Below are 18767 nucleotides of genomic sequence, written 5' to 3'. Positions count from 1 at the left end.
AAAAATTAGTCGATGGAGATGGAATCCTGGTGCATCGTGCCCACTTGCGATTTTGGGCGGCCAAACTCTTGCTCAGCCTGTGTTTCACTCTTAATATCAATTTTCCAGCCTGTCAGCTTCGCAGCAAGACGAGCGTTCTGGCCTTTGATACCAATCGCAAGAGACAATTGATAATCTGGCACGATTACACGCGCCATCTTTTCTTGCTCGTGCACGATGACCTCGATTACTTTCGAAGGGCTCAGTGCATTCGCAACATATTCTTCGACGCTCTCGGACCAACGAACGATGTCAATCTTCTCGCCCTTCAGCTCCGTTACGATCGTTTGCACACGCATCCCTTTTTGACCTACGCAAGATCCGACTGGATCTACTTCCGGGTTACGTGAATGTACAGCAATCTTCGAACGGAAGCCCGCTTCGCGTGCAACGGAACGAATTTCTACGACACCGTCATAAATTTCCGGCACTTCAAGCTCAAATAGACGCTTAAGTAAACCCGGGTGCGTACGTGAAAGGAAAATTTGCGGTCCCTTCGTCGTATTCTCGACCTTCGTAATGAACGATTTCACACGATCGCCATGCTTGAATTTGTCGGTCGGCATGAGTTCTGTGAGCGGCAATACCGCTTCTACTTTACCGAGGTCGATAAACAGATTGCGTACGTCCTGACGCTGAACAATGCCGTTCACAATGTCTTCTTCTTTGTCGATGAAAGCATTGTAGATCAGGCCGCGCTCTGCTTCACGGATGCGCTGTGTAACGACTTGCTTCGCCGTTTGTGCGGCAATCCGGCCAAAGTCACGAGGTGTTACTTCGATTTCAGCGATATCCTCAAGCTGGTAATGCGGGTTAATTTCTCGGGATGCTTCCACGGAAATTTCAAGGCGCGGGTCCAGAACGTCCTCCACGACTGTTTTGCGTGCATACACTTTAATGACACCAGTAAATCGGTTAATATCAACACGTACGTTTTGAGCGGTATTAAAATTGCGTTTGTAGCTCGAAATCAGGGCAGCTTCGATCGCTTCTAGCAAAATATCTTTGCTGATCCCTTTTTCTCTTTCGATTTCCGACAATGCTTCAATAAATTCACTGCTCATTGGAAATGAGTTCCCCCTTTCAACTGGTTCCCTAACGTTATATTCATGCCTTCATCATCAAACTTAGAAAATGATGGCTAAACGGGCGCTTGCTACTTTAGCGTAAGAAATTGTATGTTTCTTCTTGCCGATCTCCACAACAACCTCTTCGCCGTCAAAAGAAAGCAACGTGCCTTCAAACTCCTTTAAGCCGCCAATCGGCTCATAAGTCGTAACAAACACATGCTTGCCCACGGATTTGTGGACATCCTCCGGCTTCTTCAGCGGACGTTCCGCACCTGGCGAGGATACTTCCAGGAAGTAAGCATCTGAAATCGGGTCGTTCTCATCAAGCTTCTCACTTAAGTATTCGCTAATGCGGCCGCACTCATCGATATCGATGTGGCCTTCTAGTTTGTCGACGTAGACCCGAAGGAACCAATTGCTGCCTTCCTTTACATACTCGACGTCAACGAGTTCAAATCCATTCTCATCGAGGAATGTATTTACCATTTCCTCAACTGCGGTTTTGATCATAGCTGTGCTCAAAAACGATGTACCTCCCACTGCAGCTATTCGCCACGCAAGAGGCGGCGTTACTGGCAGTTCAATTTAGTTCAGCTGAATATCAACCTCATGCGAGATGCGGTCATTATACATTCTGTATGGCGAAAAAGGTGCAGACAAAACGTAAAGAGTGGGTTTCCCCACTCTTCTGCGAAAAGGTCGTATCATCAGCATTACCAGAAAGATTATACCATAACCATGATGTGGTGACAATAAGGGGCGCTCATGGCGGCAACTTGTTGGGAAGGTCTGGCAGGATGCCCACTCCGTTCGAAGGTGCGCCTGCGGCCGCTGTTGAACTCGGAATGCTTGGATTAGATCGCCAAGCGGTTGCATTCCGAGTTCAAAGGCGGCACGTAAACTCTCCGGCTGCACCATCGAACTACGCTCTCCTACCCATTGTGCCCCTCGCCGCCGCCATTCGCTTCGGGGCAATGGCCGCTGCTGCCGGAGCACCTCGTCAGCAGAGACTATTGCTGCTTCGCCTGGATGCATTCGCGCAGCCGCTTGGTTGCTCCACATCGACCGACCTGACTCGCGCTAACGAATCATACAGCGCTTATTTGTGAATATTTAGCGATTTTACAGAGCTAACGAACTGCACAGTATACGCTATTGGCCCTTCATCGGAACAACAACACTCGATATGAGCCAAATCACGTTATGAGGTTCGCTAGCTCGTATATATGCGATTTATGCAAAATAAGCGCTCCAGAGTTCGTTATTGCGAATTCTCAATGAGAAATGGAAACCAATATTTCCATCGTCCCTGCGGGACTCGTTCGCCTGCGGCAAACCTAACACCTTACCAATACACCCATCATCCCTACAGGACTTGTTCGCCTTCAGCGAACCTCCCCCCACCGCTCAAAACAGAAAACCCGATGCCTACTTAGCACCGGGTTTCCCTCAGACAAATCTTTTAGAACAACGACAGCTGGTTCGACTCCGGCAAGCCGCGGAAGCAGCCCATGCCAGTCAGCACTTCAACAATCGTCTTGGAAGCCTTCGACTTCTGCTGGAAGTCCTCGATCGACAAGAATTCGCCGAAATCACGAGCGCCTGCGATATTCTTCGCCGCGTTCTCGCCGATACCGCTAATTGCGCCGAATGGCGGAATAATGGATGTTCCGTCAACGATAAACCGCGTCGCTTCGGAGCGATACAGATCGATCGGCTTGAATGTGAAGCCACGAGCAGTCATTTCGAGCGCCATTTCAAGAAGCGAGATGCTGTTCTTCTCCTTTGGCGTTGCTGTGAATCCTTTTGCCTCAATCTCCCCTAGACGACGTCCGATTGCTTCGTAGCCTTGACAGAGTAGCTCAAGATCAAAGTCCTCCGCACGTATAGAGAAATACGTCGCGTAATAATCAATCGGATAATACAGCTTGAAGTATGCGGTACGCACAGCTGAGATAACATACGCCGCGGCATGCGCTTTCGGGAACATGTACTCGATCTTCAGACATGAGTCGATATACCATTGCGGTACCTTGCATCGCTTCATCTCTTCGATCCACTCCGGCGTTAGACCCTTACCTTTACGCACACTCTCGGTGATCTTGAACGCGAGCCCCGCATCCATTCCTGCCTTATAAATTAAGAAAAGCATAATATCATCACGACAACCGATAACGGTCTTGATCGTGCAAGTTCGGTTCTTGATCAGTTCCTGAGCATTACCGAGCCATACGCCTGTTCCGTGAGACAAGCCTGAGATTTGCAGCAAGTCGGCGAACGTCTGCGGTTTCGTCTCATCGAGCATCTGGCGAACGAATTTCGTTCCCATCTCCGGTACGCCGTAAGTCGCAACCGTAGAACGGATCCGGTCTGGCATAACGCCAAGCGCTTCCGTCGAGCTGAACATGCTCATGACCTTCGGATCATTCATCGGAATCGTCGTCGGATCGACGCCGGTGAGATCTTGGAGCATCCGCATCATCGTCGGGTCATCGTGTCCGAGAATATCGAGCTTAAGCAGATTATCCTCAAAGGCGTGATAGTCAAAATGCGTCGTTTTCCACTCGGCATTCTGATCATCCGCTGGGAACTGTACAGGTGTAACATCCTCTACCTCGATGTAATCCGGCACAACGACTATACCACCCGGATGCTGACCCGTGCTTCGCTTAACACCTGTACAACCGTTCGCGAGGCGAGCGAGTTCTGCTCCACGCCACTTTTTGCCATATGACTCTTCGTATTTCTTCGCAAATCCATAAGCTGTTTTCTCTGCAACTGTACCAATCGTGCCAGCACGGAAAACGTTCTCTGGCCCGAACATTTCCTTCGTAAAGTTATGTGCAATCGGCTGGTATTCACCAGAGAAGTTAAGGTCGATATCGGGAACTTTATCCCCTTTGAAGCCTAGGAACGTCTCGAACGGAATATCCTGTCCTTCACCCTTCAACGGCTTTTCGCAATTCGGGCATATTTTATTCGGAAGATCGAATCCACTCGGATAACTGCCGTCGAGGAAAAATTCACTATATTTGCAAGCTTCATTCAAACAAGTATAGTGCGCCGGAAGCGGGTTAACCTCGGAAATCCCGAGGAATGTTGCTACAACGGATGAGCCTACGGAACCACGAGAACCTACTAAGTAGCCGTCTGCGTTCGACTTCTTAACTAGTCGAGCCGAGATAAGATAGTTGGCCGCGAAGCCTGCTTTCGTAATCGGCACGAGCTCCCGTTCCAGGCGCTCAACTACCACCTCAGGAATCGGTTCACCATATAGCAGACGAGCCGTATCATAACATGTCGTACGCATCTCTTCATCCGCGCCTTCAAGAATTGGAACGAACAACTTCGGCGGGAACATGCTGTACTCCTCGAAGCGATCAGCAAGCTCGGATGTGTTTTTGATGACGACTTCATAAGCACGTGCTTCACCGAGGAAGGCAAATTCCTCTAGCATTTCTTTCGTCGTACGGAAATGCGCATCTGGCTTCTGAATATCCTTGAGCGGACTGAACCCGGTAATACCGTGAATGGTAATGTCCCGGAACAGTTTGTCCCGCTGCTGCAAATAGTGTACATTGCCCGTTGCGATGACCGGCTTGCCGAGCTTATCACCAATCTCGCAAACGCGGCGAATGGCCTGTTCGATCTCAGCGCGGCTGGCTACAAAGCCTTTCTCCACAAGATGCATATAGAATGTGACAGGCTGAATCTCCAGCACATCGTAATACAGGGCAACTTCTTCAGCTTCCTCGACCGACTTGTTCATAACCGCTTCGAAGAATTCGCCTTTCTCGCAGCCCGAGATAATGAGCAGCCCTTCTCGCAGATCTGACAGCTTGCTCTTCGGAATCGTTGCGACCCGTTTGAAATGCTGCGTATGCGACATCGAAATAAGTTTAAATAAGTTCTTCTTGCCAGTTCCGTTAAGCGCATAAATGCAGCAGTGGAACGGACGCATATTCGATAAGTCGAGTCCCACATAGTCGTTCAACATTTGCAGCCCCGTAATATTTCGGGCGGCACAATCGTTAATGAGTCCGAACAGAACGCCGCCGAGCGCAATGGAGTCATCTATCGCACGGTGATGGTTTTCGAGACTGATTTTATATTTATCCGCAAGCGTATTCAGCCTGTGATTCTTCATCGAAGGATGGAGGAAGCGGGCAAGCTCTAGCGTATCTAGAACCGGGTTCTTCACTTCAGGCAAACCGTGCAGCTTGCATGCTGCTTGAAGGAAGCCCATATCGAACCTTGCATTATGAGCGACAAGGACGGCATCGCCGATAAAATCTATGAACTCATGAATCTTCTCGCCAAGCGCCGGTGCATCTGCAACCATCTCATTCGTAATATTCGTCAGCTGCTGGATATTGTATGGAACATCCTCATGCGGGTTAATGAAAGTCGAGAATCGTCCGATTTCTTTGCCTTCCTGCATCTTCACGCCGGCAAGCTCGATAATTTTGTTGTTAACGACAGATAGCCCGGTGGTCTCCACGTCGAACACGACATATTCAGCCGTTTGCATCACTTCTTCACGTGCATGCATAACCATCGGAATGGCATCGTTGACAACGTTGGCTTCAAGGCCGAACAGCACTTTAACACCGTGCTTTTTCGCCGCTTTCGCCGCTTCTGGGTAACATTGGACGTTGCCGTGGTCTGTAATCGCGATCGCTTTGTGGCCCCATTTTGCAGCTTGCTTGATGTAAGTATCGACCGATGTTATGGCATCCATCGTACTCATCGTAGTATGCAGATGGAACTCGACGCGTTTCTCTTCTGCATCATCCTTCGCTTCTTTCGGCGCGACGACCTCATGCAGATCGGAAGGCATCATGACAAGCTCAGGCTCCATCATGAATCGGTCATATTCCACACGTCCGCGTGCTTTGATCCATTTACCGTTCGCTAGCTGCTTCAAGACTTTAACATCTTCCTTCGTCTTGGCGAACATCTTCATGGCAATAGAATCTGTAAAATCACTCACGTTGAAAGTAAACAGCGTACTTCCGTTACGCAACTCCTTCTCATCCAAGCTGAAGACAGTACCTTGAACGGTTACCTTCTTCTCTTCCTCCACGATGTTCATTATCGGAACGGCTTCATCGCGAATGTCATACCCGACAACAAGACGGACTTCACCTTCATCAAGCGTCGGCTCCTCAGTCGCACTTGCCGTCATCATCGCTTCAAGCACATCGCGCTCTTCTTGTACCCGTTTCTGATTGAACTGCTCGTAAACTTCTTGATTGGATTCCGCAACGGCCATCTTCACGCGGCAGGTCACAGAGAACTGCTGCTGATAAAAATCTACCGCAAGCTCGTCGATCTTCTTCTTCCGCGCAAGCTCAAGCCCCATCTCATCCATCAGATGCAGCGTAATGAGGTCGCCGGATACGTCCATCTTCGACTTTCTGATCCAGCCGTTAACCGAAGGATTGCTATGCTGCAGCCATTCCACGAATGCCAGCCAGTACGCTTCGACGATCTCTTCCTTCTGCACACCTTCGCCGAACTGAAATTGAAACGAGATCTGCGCAATATGGGTGAACTTCGCTTGAATGCTGCGACAAAAAACAGTAAAAGCCGGTAAAGGAACCAAAGACGCTTTGCGAATGCAAAACGTCCACTCCCGGTTACTCCGGCTTACGATCACTTTGTCTATATAGGCGTCTCCAAAATGCTCATCCGTCATTTGTTGCGGTAACTCTGCCTGCTTCAACAGCAGCTCGAACCGCTGCCGCTTTTCCCCGGTTTGGCTCATTCATTTCTCCCCCAAGTGTAAACGACTATAGCCATCTTCTGATGGCTATAGCTTCCGTTTCTCGTTTACTTGTGTCAAGAAGAAACGGCCCAAAGGGCCGTCTGTTCTTTAATTCATTTCATTAGTACGCGCGAGCAAACACAACTGTATGAGCTGCTTTCTCTCCGCACACCAAGCAAGTCGATTTATGCTCTGCCGGTTCAAAAGGAATGTTACGGCTAGTTGCGCCTGTTTCTTCCTTCACCTGGCTCTCGCATGCTTCCGAGCCGCACCAGCCTGCAAGTGCAAAGCCGCGCTGCTCTTCAAACAGTGATTTCATCTCATCAAGCGTCTCGACCGAATACGAATGATCGGTACGGAACTGCTTCGCTCTTTCAAGCATATCATTATGAATCTCAATCAGCATACCATCAATTTCTTCCTTCAAATTGCTTTGAAGAACGATACGCTTCTCGCCAGTAATCCGGGATACGAGGACGACTTGTCCATTCTCCATATCGCGAGGTCCAAGCTCAAGGCGGATTGGTACGCCGCGCATTTCGTACTCATTGAACTTCCAGCCTGGGCTGACGTCGCTGCGGTCATCCACTTTGACGCGAATGCCGGCTTTCTTCAGCTCTACGAACAGCTCGTCCACTCGACCAATAACTTGCTCACGAGTCTTCGGAGGTCCAATTGGAATCATAATAACCTGTGTAGGCGCAACCTTAGGAGGCAATACAAGTCCGCGATCGTCACCATGCACCATAATCAACGCGCCTAACAGACGAGTCGATACGCCCCACGAAGTCGTGTGACAGTATTGCAGCGTATTCTCACGGTCCAAATACTTGATATCGAACGCGACTGCAAACTTGGTACCGAGATAATGGGAAGTACCGGCTTGTACCGCACGACCATCCTTCATCATCGCTTCAATTGAATACGTGTCCACCGCACCTGCGAAACGTTCAGAAGGAGTCTTCTGACCCATAATGACCGGAATAGCCAAGTAATTTTCACAGAAATCACGGTAAGTCTCAAGCATCTGATTTGTCTCTACGCGCGCTTCAGACTCCGATTCATGAGCTGTATGCCCTTCTTGCCACAAGAACTCCGTTGTACGAAGGAACGGCAACGTACGCTTCTCCCAACGCACAACGTTTGCCCACTGGTTAATAAGTACAGGCAAATCGCGGTACGATTGAATCCACTTGGAATACATATGACCGATAATTGTCTCAGATGTCGGACGTATTGCCAGACGCTCTTCCAGTTTCTCGCCGCCTGCCTCAGTTACCCACGGCAGCTCAGGATTAAAGCCTTCGACGTGCTCCTTCTCTTTCATGAAGAAGCTTTCCGGTATAAACATCGGGAAGTACGCGTTACGGTGACCGGATTCCTTGAATTTGCGATCCAACTCATCGCGCATATGCTCCCAAATCTCAAACCCCTCGGGGCGGAACACAATACAACCGCGTACTGGGGAATAATCCATTAATTCTGCTTTCTTGATAACATCAATGTACCAGCGGGAGAAATCCTCGCTCTGTGGCGTGATTTCTGCTGAAACGAACTGCTTCTCTTTCGACATGACCGACTCAGTGCTCCCCTCTTACCAATCGCAAAATATCATTATAAGTGACCGCCAGCATGAGCAGCATCAGCATTGCGAAGCCAATGAAGTGAACCATGCTCTCCCGGTTCGGATCAATCGGACGGCCGCGAACAGCCTCTATGCCGAGGAAAACGAGCCTGCTTCCATCCAGCGCCGGAACCGGCAGTAAATTGAATATACCCAAGTACAAACTAAGTACAGCTACCCATGAGACTAGCTGCGTTAAGCCTTGCTCGGCAATTTGACTTGTCACCTGCGCAGTCCGAACGGGACCGCCGAGGTCTTCCATCTTGAAATCACCAAGTACAAGCTTCTTGAATCCGTCAAAAATCATGATCGTCATATTCTTCATCGCTTTGCCAGCGAAGGTGAATGTTTCGGTGAATGTGACGGAGCGGGTTGGCGCAGCTGCTGAGATTCCAAGTTTACCTACTCCTGAAGCTTTATCAAGCTTCGGCGTGATCTTGAAGGAATGCAGCTTGCCGTCGCGAATAACGTTGAACGTCAGCGGCACGTCGACCGACTTTCCAATCATTTCAATCATCTTCGCGGAATCACCGCCAATCTTGACGCCATTAACCGAATCAATGACGTCTCCGACTTGGATATCCGACTTAGAGGCAGGCATTCCTTGTACAACGTCGCCAATGAGCAGCCGATCCGGATTCTCCATCGGTACACCAGCCATCTGGAAGTAGACACCGAACAGCACGAACGCGAGAATAAAATTCATCACAGGACCGGCAACAATCGCCAGTGCACGTTGTCCGACTGTCTTGCTGCCGAACTGACGATCCAGCGGAGCAACCTGTGTCTCTTTCCCTTTCGTTATCATAAGCGCCTGCGGATGTACACGGTACGATTCCGTTACGCCATCTGCCGAAAGGTCAAGCTTCATTGTGCGTTCGATATCAATTTTCTCGACTTCACCGCGCACCACATTGCTGCGATCATCCAGACGATCAAGGTAAATGCGCGTAACAACGTCATCCTTCAATCTTACGGCTATGGTTTGACCGGGCTGAACCTCTACAAGCTCCGGGTCTTCCCCTGCCATTCGAACAAAGCCGCCTGCTGGAACCAGTCTAAGCGTATAGCGCGTCTCGCCGCGCTTGATGGAAAACAGCTTCGGTCCAAATCCGATTGCAAACTCTCTAACCAATATCCCGGCACGCTTCGCAAAATAAAAGTGACCCCATTCGTGTATAGTCACAATGACGAAGAAGACCATTACCGTCAAAAAGACGACTTGTATCATATGCATCGTTATTCGAGCCTCCTGTTCGTAACGGCCTGTACTTAGATTATCATTATTCTCCCGTACGATTCAAGAGAACCCTTAGGGCTCAGATGTTTGCAGCAACTGCACGAGCCCAAGCATCAACAGCAGCAATCGAGTGTACGTCCGGTACATCGGTTGCTTGATGCTGCTCAAGCACTTTAGCAATGACTGTTTCAATCTCTAAGAATGTAATCGAGCCTTCGAGGAAGCGTGCAACTGCTGTTTCGTTCGCCGCATTGAATACCGTTGGCACCGATTGTCCGGCTCTTCCGCTCTCATACGCGAATCGTAGACAAGGGTAGCGATCGAAATCCATCTCACGGAAGTGCAGCGCAGACAGCTTCGCCAGATTAAGCGACTCTGTCGGTGTCGGTCTGCGCTCCGGATAGGTCAGCGCATATTGGATCGGAACACGCATATCTGGCATTCCGAGCTGTGCGATAATGCTGTGATCGACGAATTCCACGTACGAGTGAATAATGCTCTCTGGGTGGATGAGGACATCAATTTGACCATAAGACAGGTCAAACAGCCAATGCGCCTCAATAACTTCGAGCCCTTTGTTCACCATCGTAGCAGAGTCAATCGTAATCTTCGCACCCATCGACCAGTTCGGATGATTCAACGCTTCTGCAACGGTAACGCCTTCCAGCTCTTCGCGAGTCCGATCACGGAATGAACCTCCCGAAGCGGTCAGCGTTATACGCTTTACATCCGCCCGTCGTTCCCCGTTCAAACATTGGAAGATCGCGGAGTGCTCACTGTCAATCGGCAGGATAGACACGCCTCGATCCGCTGCTCTACGCATGACCAGATGGCCTGCGGTCACAAGTGTTTCTTTGTTCGCGAGTCCAATATGCTTGCCTGCATCAATAGCAGCAAGAGTTGCCTCCAAGCCTCTGCTTCCGACAATCGCAGTAACGACCGTATCGGCATCTGTAGCCGCTGCAGTCTCGATCAGCCCTTCATTGCCATAAAGCACGTTCGTCCCTGGCGGCAGATGAAGCTTGGCTTCTTCCGCGAGCGCCTTCGTGGCTAAACAAACCGTCTTTGGCTTGAACCTCTTTGCTTGTTCAATCACGAGCTCGAGATTGCTGCCTGCCGAAATGGCTTCAACCTGATAACGGTCTGGCTCCCGGCTTATTATATCTAATGTTTGTGTTCCGACCGAGCCTGTGGAGCCTAGAATTGTAATTTTTTTCAACCTTCAAGCCTCCTGATGTTCTTGCACGGTGCAAAAACAGCTAGTTAAGCGTGCAGCTTACAGTGGTAGCAATCCTGTCATGACGAGTAGCGGGAATACGACGAGCCAGCTGTCACAACGATCAAGCACACCGCCGTGTCCCGGCAGAATCGAACCGGTATCTTTAATCCCACGCACCCTTTTGTAAGCAGATTGAATCAAATCGCCAAGTTGACCTGCAACAGCGGCAATAAGTCCGATGAGTAGTGCGCGTCCCACCGTAATGATGTCTGGATAAGCCAACGCAAATATGACCGCGATTGCCAGCGAAAGGACAACGCCGCCTATTGAGCCTTCAATCGTTTTGTTCGGACTGATGGACGGCCACAGCTTACGTTTGCCGAATGCTCGTCCTGTGAAATATGCACCGATATCAGATGCCCAGATCGCACCGAAAGCCATACATGTCGTGAATAGCCCATGGTTGTCCGCGTTTCGCACCTCAAACATCGCATGGAATCCATACCCAACATAGATCGCACCAAGAAGCATCAGGGCTGCGCCGTCAATCGTAATAACGTTCTTCGTCAGAACCGTTATTGTTAACAATAAAAATAACAATAGCCATATCATATGTATCGCTGCAGGATTATCGAGTCCAAATTCATCCCAAGGAATGAACAGCACGAGCGTTCCTGCCAACCCGATAAGTGATAACGGATGGATTGCATTTACTCCGTTCATTCGCCTGTATTCCATAAAACCGATAATTGCAAGCAAGAGGAGAAGTGCAAAATAGAACCATCCGCCAACTATGGTAAGCGCGATAAATGCTGCACCGCCAATTAGGCCTGTAATAATCCGTTGTTTCACTTTAGAAGACACTCTCCAGTTAAGACTAAGGGTTATACCCCGCCGTATCGACGAGCACGCAACTGATATTCACGAACAGCTTCGTGAAAATGCGCTTCTGAAAACTCAGGCCAATAGACATCTGTAAACCACATTTCGCTATAAGCTAATTGCCATAGCATAAAGTTACTGAGGCGAAGCTCGCCGCTTGTACGAATAAGCAGATCGGGGTCAGGCAAACCTGCAGTAAGCAAGTGAGCTTCCATGTGCGATTCATTAATATCGCTAGCATCTAGCTTGCCATCTGCAACTGCCTGGCTAATGCCCCGCACCGCTTCGATCATTTCTTTGCGACTGCCGTAATTTAGAGCAAAATTGAGTACAAGTCCGGTATTTTCAGCTGTACGTTCAATAGCCTCTTCCACGGCTTGCAATGTATGCGATGGCAAATCGCCTCTATATCCCATCATCCGCACCTGTACGTTGTTCTCCATTAGGTCCTTCAGCTCGATGGATAGAAACTCTTGAGGTAGCTTCATCAGAAACTCCACTTCTGCTTTCGGTCGCTTCCAATTCTCAGTCGAGAACGCGTAAAGCGTCAAATATTTAACGCCAAGCCGATTAGCAGCCATCGTAATCCGTTTGACCGTCTTCATACCGGAGTGATGACCGGCCATCCGCGGCAGTCCGCGGCTCTTTGCCCATCTACCGTTACCGTCCATAATGATTGCGATATGCTGCGGGATGTTATCCGACTCAGGTATCTGCGACTGTGGCACAGAAGGCTTGCCGAATAAAGCTTTCACTCGCTGTAACACATGTTCGTCCTCCCGCCGCTAATGTCGATTTATGCAGGCAGACCCCACCTGTCGGAGGGGCCGGTTTCATTGCATTAAACTTCCATAATGTCTTTCTCTTTAGCGGATAGTACGCGTTCAACTTCAGCGATGAATTTATCTGTCGTCTTCTGGATGTCATCCTGATGGCGACGCGACTCATCTTCGGAGATATCGCTTTTCTCCAGTTTCTTAATATCATCATTCGCATCGCGACGAATGTTGCGAATGGCTACTTTTGCTTCTTCACCGAATTTCTTCGTTAACTTAACGAGCTCCGCACGGCGCTCTTCAGTCAACATCGGAATGCCAAGACGAATAGTAGAACCATCATTCGATGGCGTCAGGCCAAGGTCTGATTTCATAATCGCTTTCTCAATCGCAGCGAGCGAAGTTTTATCCCAAGGCTGAATTAGAATGGTCCGAGAATCCGGCGTGTTAACATTTGCTAATTGGTTAACGGGCGTCATTGCCCCGTAATATTCAACTTGAACACGGTCCAGCAGCGCCGGAGTAGCACGGCCTGCACGGAGTGTAGTGAGATCGCGCTTCAATGCGCTAATTGCTTTGTCCATGCGCTCTTCAGCGCTCTTTTTGATTGACTGTGGCACTAGCCCACACTCTCCTTCATCACAATAGTTCCGATTTTCTCACCGAGAACGACGCGCTTAATGTTGCCCTTCTCTGTGATGTTAAACACAACAAGCGGAATGTTGTTGTCCATACAGAGTGACGACGCCGTCGAATCCATAACGCCAAGGTTACGGTTAAGCACTTCCATATAAGTCAGCGTTTCATATTTCTCAGCTGACGCATCTTTAAATGGATCCGCAGAATATACGCCATCCACTTTATTTTTCGCCATTAGAATTACTTCTGCTTCGATCTCAGCTGCACGAAGCGCCGCAGTTGTATCTGTTGAGAAGAACGGGTTACCTGTGCCAGCAGCGAAGATAACGACACGGCCTTTCTCCAGATGACGGATTGCCCGGCGGCGTATGTAAGGCTCCGCGATTTGTTGCATTGCGATCGATGTTTGTACGCGAGTTGGCACTTCGATTTGTTCTAATGCATCTTGCAGCGCCAAGGAATTCATAACTGTAGCCAACATGCCCATATAATCGGCAGTTGCACGGTCAATCCCTTTCTCAGAGCCTGCAATACCGCGCCAGATGTTGCCGCCACCGCATACGATTGCAACTTCAACGTTCATTTCTACAACTTCTTTAACTTGCTCCGCGATCGATGAAATCATTGCGGAATCAATACCAAAACCATTATTACCGGAAAGCGATTCACCACTAACTTTCAATACTACACGTTTGTACACGGGACTTTGCAACGTGGTTTACCTCCATCTTGGACCTTGTTTCAAGGCCGCATACTTGTTAAAACAGTCTTATTATAGGAAATAGGCGGGGCGAACGCCCCGCCCCGCCTGTGCGTTCGGATTACAATTTAGCTTGCGACATAACTTCTTGAACGAAGTTGTCTTCTTTTTTCTCCAGGCCTTCACCAAGCTCGAAACGAGCGAAACGACGGATAGAGATATTTTCTCCAATTGTGCTGATTTTCTCTTTCAGCAGTGTATGGATTGTTTTGTCTGGATCTTTGATGAACGGCTGCTCAAGCAAGCAGTATTCTTCGTAGTATTTGCTAATACGGCCTTCAACCATTTTTTCAACGATTTTCTCTGGTTTGCCTTCGTTCAGCGCTTGAGCTTTCAAAATTTCACGCTCTTTATCCAGCTCTTCTGCAGAAACTTCTTCACGGCTTACAAACTTAGGGTTTGCAGCTGCGATTTGCATTGCAATATCACGAGCGAAGTCACGGAATTGATCTGTTTTTCCTACGAAGTCAGTTTCGCAGTTGATTTCAACCAATACGCCGATACGACCGCCAGCATGGATGTAAGATTCTACTGTACCTTCAGTAGCTACACGACCCGCTTTGTTTGCTGCTGCGGAAAGACCTTTTTCACGAAGCAAGTCGATTGCTTTCGCGATATCACCGTTTGTTTCATCAAGCGCTTTTTTACAATCAAGCATACCTGCGCCTGTTCTTTCACGCAATTCTTTTACTGCACTAGCACTAACCGCCATTGTGGAATCCTCCTGAATTGTTTAAAGGTTAAGTATTCGAAAAAAGGGCGGTGAGAGGTTATGCACCGTCTGACCACCCTTTCGTTTTCTATCGCTATAAGCTATTAAGCAGTTGTTACTTCGCCTTGACGCGATTCAACAATTGCATCAGCCATCTTCGCAGTAAGCAATTTAACTGCACGGATTGCATCGTCGTTACCTGGGATAACGTAGTCGATTTCGTCCGGATCACAGTTAGTATCAACGATACCAACAATTGGGATACCAAGTTTGCGTGCTTCAGCAACCGCGATACGCTCTTTGCGTGGGTCGATGATGAACAATGCGCTTGGCAAACCTCTCATGCCTTTGATACCGCCGAGGAATTTTTGAAGACGATCTTTCTCTTTACGGAGAATGATAACTTCTTTCTTAGGAAGAACATCGAAAGTGCCGTCCTCTTCCCATTTCTCAAGCGTTTTAAGACGGTCGATACGTTTTTGAATTGTTTGGAAGTTAGTCAGCGTGCCGCCGAGCCAACGTTGATTGATGTAGAAGTTGCCGCAACGTTCTGCTTCTTCTTTCACCGAATCTTGTGCTTGTTTCTTAGTACCTACGAAGAGAATAGTGCCGCCTTCTTCGCCGATCGAACGTACGAAGTTATAAGCTTCTTCGACCTTCTTAACTGTTTTCTGCAAGTCAATGATGTAAATCCCGTTACGTTCTGTGAAGATATAACGATCCATCTTAGGGTTCCAACGACGAGTTTGGTGACCGAAGTGTACCCCAGCTTCTAGAAGCTGTTTCATGGAAATTACCGCCATCTCTTACACACCTCCTGTTAAATGGTTTTTAGTGGTTACCTCCGCCAATATCATCTTCCGTCATCACTCAGGCCGGGCCAGAGCACCAATGACAAAATTAATCGGCGTGTGTTTTTAACACCGTCAATTACTATATCACATCTATATGCACGCATGCAACTGTGATTGACAGATTTTCAGAGCCAAGTCCTTCAAGGCTTAATTCTTACCTGCAGCGGCATCCATTTCACGTTTGGCAGCATTCGGATCTAACGGTTTACTTGTCAAAGTCGTTCCAACCTGGTGAAGCGAAAGCTTGCCCTTAAAAGCAAAATAGCCTGCACGTATTTTCTTGGTACGCATCAGGTCAATGAATGCATTCTTATCAGTAATGACGCCGTGTGAAGCAAGGATAACGGCCGTATCGGCAACACTGGTGTTCGGTGGAATGCGAAGAACGATGCGCTTCGGATCAGGAGCTGTTGAACTGTTAGCAGCTCCGCTTGAATCGCTGGAGCTGGTCTGCTTATTAACATCTTCCTTCACTTCAGAAGCATCCTTCGCTTCGGCATCCTTATCACCTTTAGTATCGGTAGCTTTATCGTCGGTAGCTTTACTGTCCGGCTTTTCCGCGGCCGTTTGCTTCGCTTCTGCTTCCACCCGTTGACGCTCATCCGATACTGCTTTAACCAGCTCCTCCTGCGAATACATCTTCGCATCGCTGCTGGTATCTTCCTGCTGGTTCAGCGGATCAGGACTGTCCACCTGCTGCTCGCCGATAAGCATGAGCTGCAGCAAAGCTGCACCAATAATAATACCGACGCCGAGTCCGAATAGAAACGTCCGTTTATTCATGACGCGCTGCCTCCTCCTGCTTCGAGAGCTGAAGAATAAGCTGCACTTCTCCTTTATTCAAGCCAAGGTTCTTCGCAATCGCATCAATAGACTTGCCATGCTGATGCAATTCGAACAAATCGGCGTAACGCTCACGTATTGAAGGCGTCTGAACGATCGGTTCTTGCTGTACAATCGCTACCTCTTCTGCAGCACTGCTCTCGACTTTGGCATGTGCCAACTGAGCGGCTGCCCAAGAAGCTTGATCTCGAGCTTGTGCAATTGCTGCTTCGAGCTGCTTGGCCTGCTCACTAATCAACTGCTCCAGCTCAGCGCACCGCTTCTCCAGCTGCCCAATGCGTTCATCACGCTTAGCCGCTTGATGCTGCGTATCTTGGCTGGATTTGGTCACAAGCTGCATCATCTCTTTGTTGTCCGCTTCTAAATTCTCCATAAACTGCTCAAGCGCTGTTTCCATATTACGGACAGTCTGTGACTGGTCACTTTGCTTATTTCCATTCGCCTTACGTGGAAGTACAGCCGCGCATACGACTGCAACTCCACCGACAAGCATAATGGTTTGCCATGGTTCCATAATTATCACCTGCTCAAATTCGAATACCCGCTTAGAGCGAAATATCGATATGTTTGCCTTTATACGGATGCTGCGATTCCTCTGGACCCTGATCCGAACCTTCGGCGCCTTCTGCCTGCTGGTTCTGCTTCTTCTGCTTTGACGGCGACTGATGATCACGCTGACGATTGTTCTTGATCTGCGGCTCGCTGCTCTGCTCCACAGCAGTATTACGCGAGCGCGCAAGCTCCGTCTGCTTGGAAGTATCATTCTCAAGACGAGCTTGATCCGCATGCGCACGATGGTTCAGCTGGTTCTGCAGCACCCCCTGATCAGGGGTACGAGGAATCGACACTTGAAAGTCGATCGGCCTGTAAGGCATTCTGATCGCCCCTTGCTTCAAATAGGAAGCTTGTTACGTGTTAGGCTTACTTGTTATATGGAATCATGATGATGTCGCCCTCAGAATACCGGAATGTTATACGCTCTGTCGCATCTTTAATGAAGCGCGTATATCGGCCGATAACAATCTTCGTGCCGCCATAGATGACGTTTACAGCATCAACGCGGGCACGCTCCGTATCTTCAAGTGACTTCTCGATTTCAAGCACCGCTTCCTTGGCGCTTAAAATCTCCTCTAGAGCAACACGCTTAGTGGAGCTCAATTTGCCGCGAAGCGCCATCTTATCCGGCGATAATTGACCTGTCGCTGCTAGCTGATCAAGCAGCGTGAGCGCCTTCTCGGTCTTGTCCAGGTTCTCGTTCGTTTGCTTGATTTGCGCGCGCAGCTCAAGCAGCTGAGAACGAAGCTCCGGCCTTACGCCAACTTCAATAATAGTCGCCGTCGACATGGTGTTCCCGATTGTTCTTGCAATGACGCGCTCACCCGCTTGGATAACGCCACCAACGACAAGAGCTTTAGCCCCGCTGCAAATGATGTTCTTGCCCGCCCGGACATGTGAGTGCATGATGCTTTGAGAGACGAGGATATCTTCACCAGCTGTCACGTTACCATCTTGAATGAAAGAGCTTTTCACATTTTTACCTGCAATGATATGACCTTTGTTACTGGCCAGCACGCCTCCGGTAATTTCAATCGAGCCGTCAGATTCAAGAACTGCCCCTTCAACACCGCCAATGATACGGATATCGCCTGATGCTTTAATACGGAAGCCAGTCAATACATTCCCTCGGATGACAACTGTACCAACAAAATCAATATTACCGACCTTGTAATCGACATCACCGTTCACTTCGAAGACCGGGAATACATTAATCTTGCTCTTGTCAGTCATCGTAATCAAGCCGTCAATCGTGGAGTAGAGCGCCGTTTGCTCTGGATTGAGAACGACATTCTTGCCCATCTTGAAGTACGCTTCCTTGCCGTTCCTCGACGTAATCGCGTCGCCAGTGACCGACTTGCCATCAGTGCCAGGCGTTGCACCTATCTTCTCTGCAATCAGTTGGCCGCGCTTCACGTTCTTCAGCTGTGTGACTTCCTTGAAATCGATCTTGCCGTCCTCGAGCTCAACCGGACGGTACTCGCCCTCTGACATGTCGTACGAGAATTGAATATATCCGTCATGTCCATTAACAGGTGGCAGACCTTGCGCGACGACGGTTTGACTGTAGAAAAAAGCGCTAGGCTGCTGCACGAATCGGTTTAGCACATCTCGCTGCAGACCGAAATTCACTCCATGACTCTTCAAAAACTCTTCCAGCTGAGAAAGTGTGCAAGAAAACTGCTCGTCTGCTAAATTAAATTGAAGTGTTGCTGTCAGCTTATCCGGGGATAGCTGAACAACAAGATGTTGTTGTAGTGTTTCAATAGTCGACAATCCTGCCC

Annotated in this window: 17 protein-coding genes; 1 reads left to right on the top strand and 16 read right to left on the bottom strand. The window is 49.0% G+C overall.

Annotated elements, in window-relative coordinates; translation table 11 throughout:
* Positions 1 to 5 precede the first annotated feature (5 nt).
* Positions 6 to 1103: a transcription termination factor NusA gene (nusA, locus tag BMY11_RS09145; protein WP_090574192.1), complete on the bottom strand. Its 1098-nt coding sequence runs from the start codon at positions 1101 to 1103 to the stop codon at positions 6 to 8.
* A 63-nt stretch (positions 1104 to 1166) separates the two neighbouring features.
* Positions 1167 to 1631: a ribosome maturation factor RimP gene (gene rimP, locus BMY11_RS09140; RefSeq protein ID WP_090574190.1), complete on the bottom strand. Its 465-nt coding sequence runs from the start codon at positions 1629 to 1631 to the stop codon at positions 1167 to 1169.
* 275 nt (positions 1632 to 1906) lie between these two features.
* On the opposite strand from rimP, the gene BMY11_RS09135 reads away from it, so the two are divergent.
* Positions 1907 to 2218, top strand: a complete 312-nt coding sequence (locus tag BMY11_RS09135; RefSeq protein WP_090574188.1) for a hypothetical protein — start codon at positions 1907 to 1909, stop codon at positions 2216 to 2218.
* Positions 2219 to 2571: 353 nt separating this feature from the next.
* Here the strand turns inward: BMY11_RS09135 and BMY11_RS09130 are convergent, their stop codons facing one another.
* From BMY11_RS09130 to BMY11_RS09065, 14 genes are all read right to left on the bottom strand, one after another.
* Positions 2572 to 6879, bottom strand: coding sequence for a PolC-type DNA polymerase III (locus BMY11_RS09130; RefSeq protein WP_090574186.1), 4308 nt, complete (start codon positions 6877 to 6879; stop codon positions 2572 to 2574).
* A 121-nt stretch (positions 6880 to 7000) separates the two neighbouring features.
* Positions 7001 to 8452 carry a proline--tRNA ligase gene (gene proS / locus BMY11_RS09125; protein ID WP_090574184.1) on the bottom strand — a complete coding sequence of 484 codons (1452 nt, stop codon included), beginning with the start codon at positions 8450 to 8452 and terminating at the stop codon, positions 7001 to 7003.
* 7 nt (positions 8453 to 8459) lie between these two features.
* Positions 8460 to 9740, bottom strand: a complete 1281-nt coding sequence (gene rseP, locus BMY11_RS09120; RefSeq protein WP_090574182.1) for an RIP metalloprotease RseP — start codon at positions 9738 to 9740, stop codon at positions 8460 to 8462.
* 82 nt (positions 9741 to 9822) lie between these two features.
* A complete protein-coding gene (locus tag BMY11_RS09115; RefSeq protein ID WP_090574180.1) occupies positions 9823 to 10962 on the bottom strand; it encodes a 1-deoxy-D-xylulose-5-phosphate reductoisomerase in 1140 nt (379 codons plus the stop codon).
* A 57-nt stretch (positions 10963 to 11019) separates the two neighbouring features.
* Entirely contained in the window at positions 11020 to 11814 is a 795-nt protein-coding gene (locus BMY11_RS09110; RefSeq protein WP_090574178.1) for a phosphatidate cytidylyltransferase, read from the bottom strand.
* Positions 11815 to 11846: 32 nt separating this feature from the next.
* Positions 11847 to 12611 (bottom strand): isoprenyl transferase, encoded by a 765-nt coding sequence (locus BMY11_RS09105; RefSeq protein WP_090574176.1) that lies wholly within the window; start codon positions 12609 to 12611, stop codon positions 11847 to 11849.
* Positions 12612 to 12685: 74 nt separating this feature from the next.
* Entirely contained in the window at positions 12686 to 13240 is a 555-nt protein-coding gene (gene frr, locus BMY11_RS09100) for a ribosome recycling factor (protein WP_090574174.1), read from the bottom strand.
* Positions 13240 to 13971, bottom strand: a complete 732-nt coding sequence (pyrH, locus tag BMY11_RS09095; RefSeq protein ID WP_090574172.1) for a UMP kinase — start codon at positions 13969 to 13971, stop codon at positions 13240 to 13242. Before pyrH ends, frr begins: the two co-directional genes overlap by 1 nt.
* Positions 13972 to 14080: 109 nt before the next feature.
* Positions 14081 to 14731 (bottom strand): translation elongation factor Ts, encoded by a 651-nt coding sequence (tsf, locus tag BMY11_RS09090; RefSeq protein WP_090574170.1) that lies wholly within the window; start codon positions 14729 to 14731, stop codon positions 14081 to 14083.
* Between the two features lie 104 nt (positions 14732 to 14835).
* The gene (rpsB, locus tag BMY11_RS09085; RefSeq protein ID WP_090574168.1) at positions 14836 to 15534 is read right to left on the bottom strand and encodes a 30S ribosomal protein S2; all 699 of its coding nucleotides are present in this window, start codon (positions 15532 to 15534) and stop codon (positions 14836 to 14838) included.
* 198 nt (positions 15535 to 15732) lie between these two features.
* Complete coding sequence (locus BMY11_RS09080; RefSeq protein WP_090574166.1) at positions 15733 to 16368, bottom strand: MltG/YceG/YrrL family protein; 636 nt, start codon at positions 16366 to 16368, stop codon at positions 15733 to 15735.
* On the bottom strand, positions 16361 to 16942 hold the full coding sequence (locus tag BMY11_RS09075; protein WP_090574162.1) for a DUF6115 domain-containing protein: 582 nt from the start codon (positions 16940 to 16942) through the stop codon (positions 16361 to 16363). Before BMY11_RS09075 ends, BMY11_RS09080 begins: the two co-directional genes overlap by 8 nt.
* Positions 16943 to 16973: 31 nt before the next feature.
* Complete coding sequence (locus BMY11_RS09070; RefSeq protein ID WP_090574160.1) at positions 16974 to 17303, bottom strand: hypothetical protein; 330 nt, start codon at positions 17301 to 17303, stop codon at positions 16974 to 16976.
* A gap of 46 nt (positions 17304 to 17349) precedes the next feature.
* Entirely contained in the window at positions 17350 to 18759 is a 1410-nt protein-coding gene (locus tag BMY11_RS09065; protein ID WP_090574158.1) for a DUF342 domain-containing protein, read from the bottom strand.
* Positions 18760 to 18767 lie beyond the last annotated feature (8 nt).

It is taken from the genome of Paenibacillus sp. OV219 (genome assembly GCF_900110075.1).
In the GTDB taxonomy this organism is placed as follows: domain Bacteria; phylum Bacillota; class Bacilli; order Paenibacillales; family Paenibacillaceae; genus Paenibacillus_Z.
The sequence above is the reverse complement of the archived record's forward strand: the minus strand, read 5'-3'. Positions and strand labels throughout refer to the sequence as shown.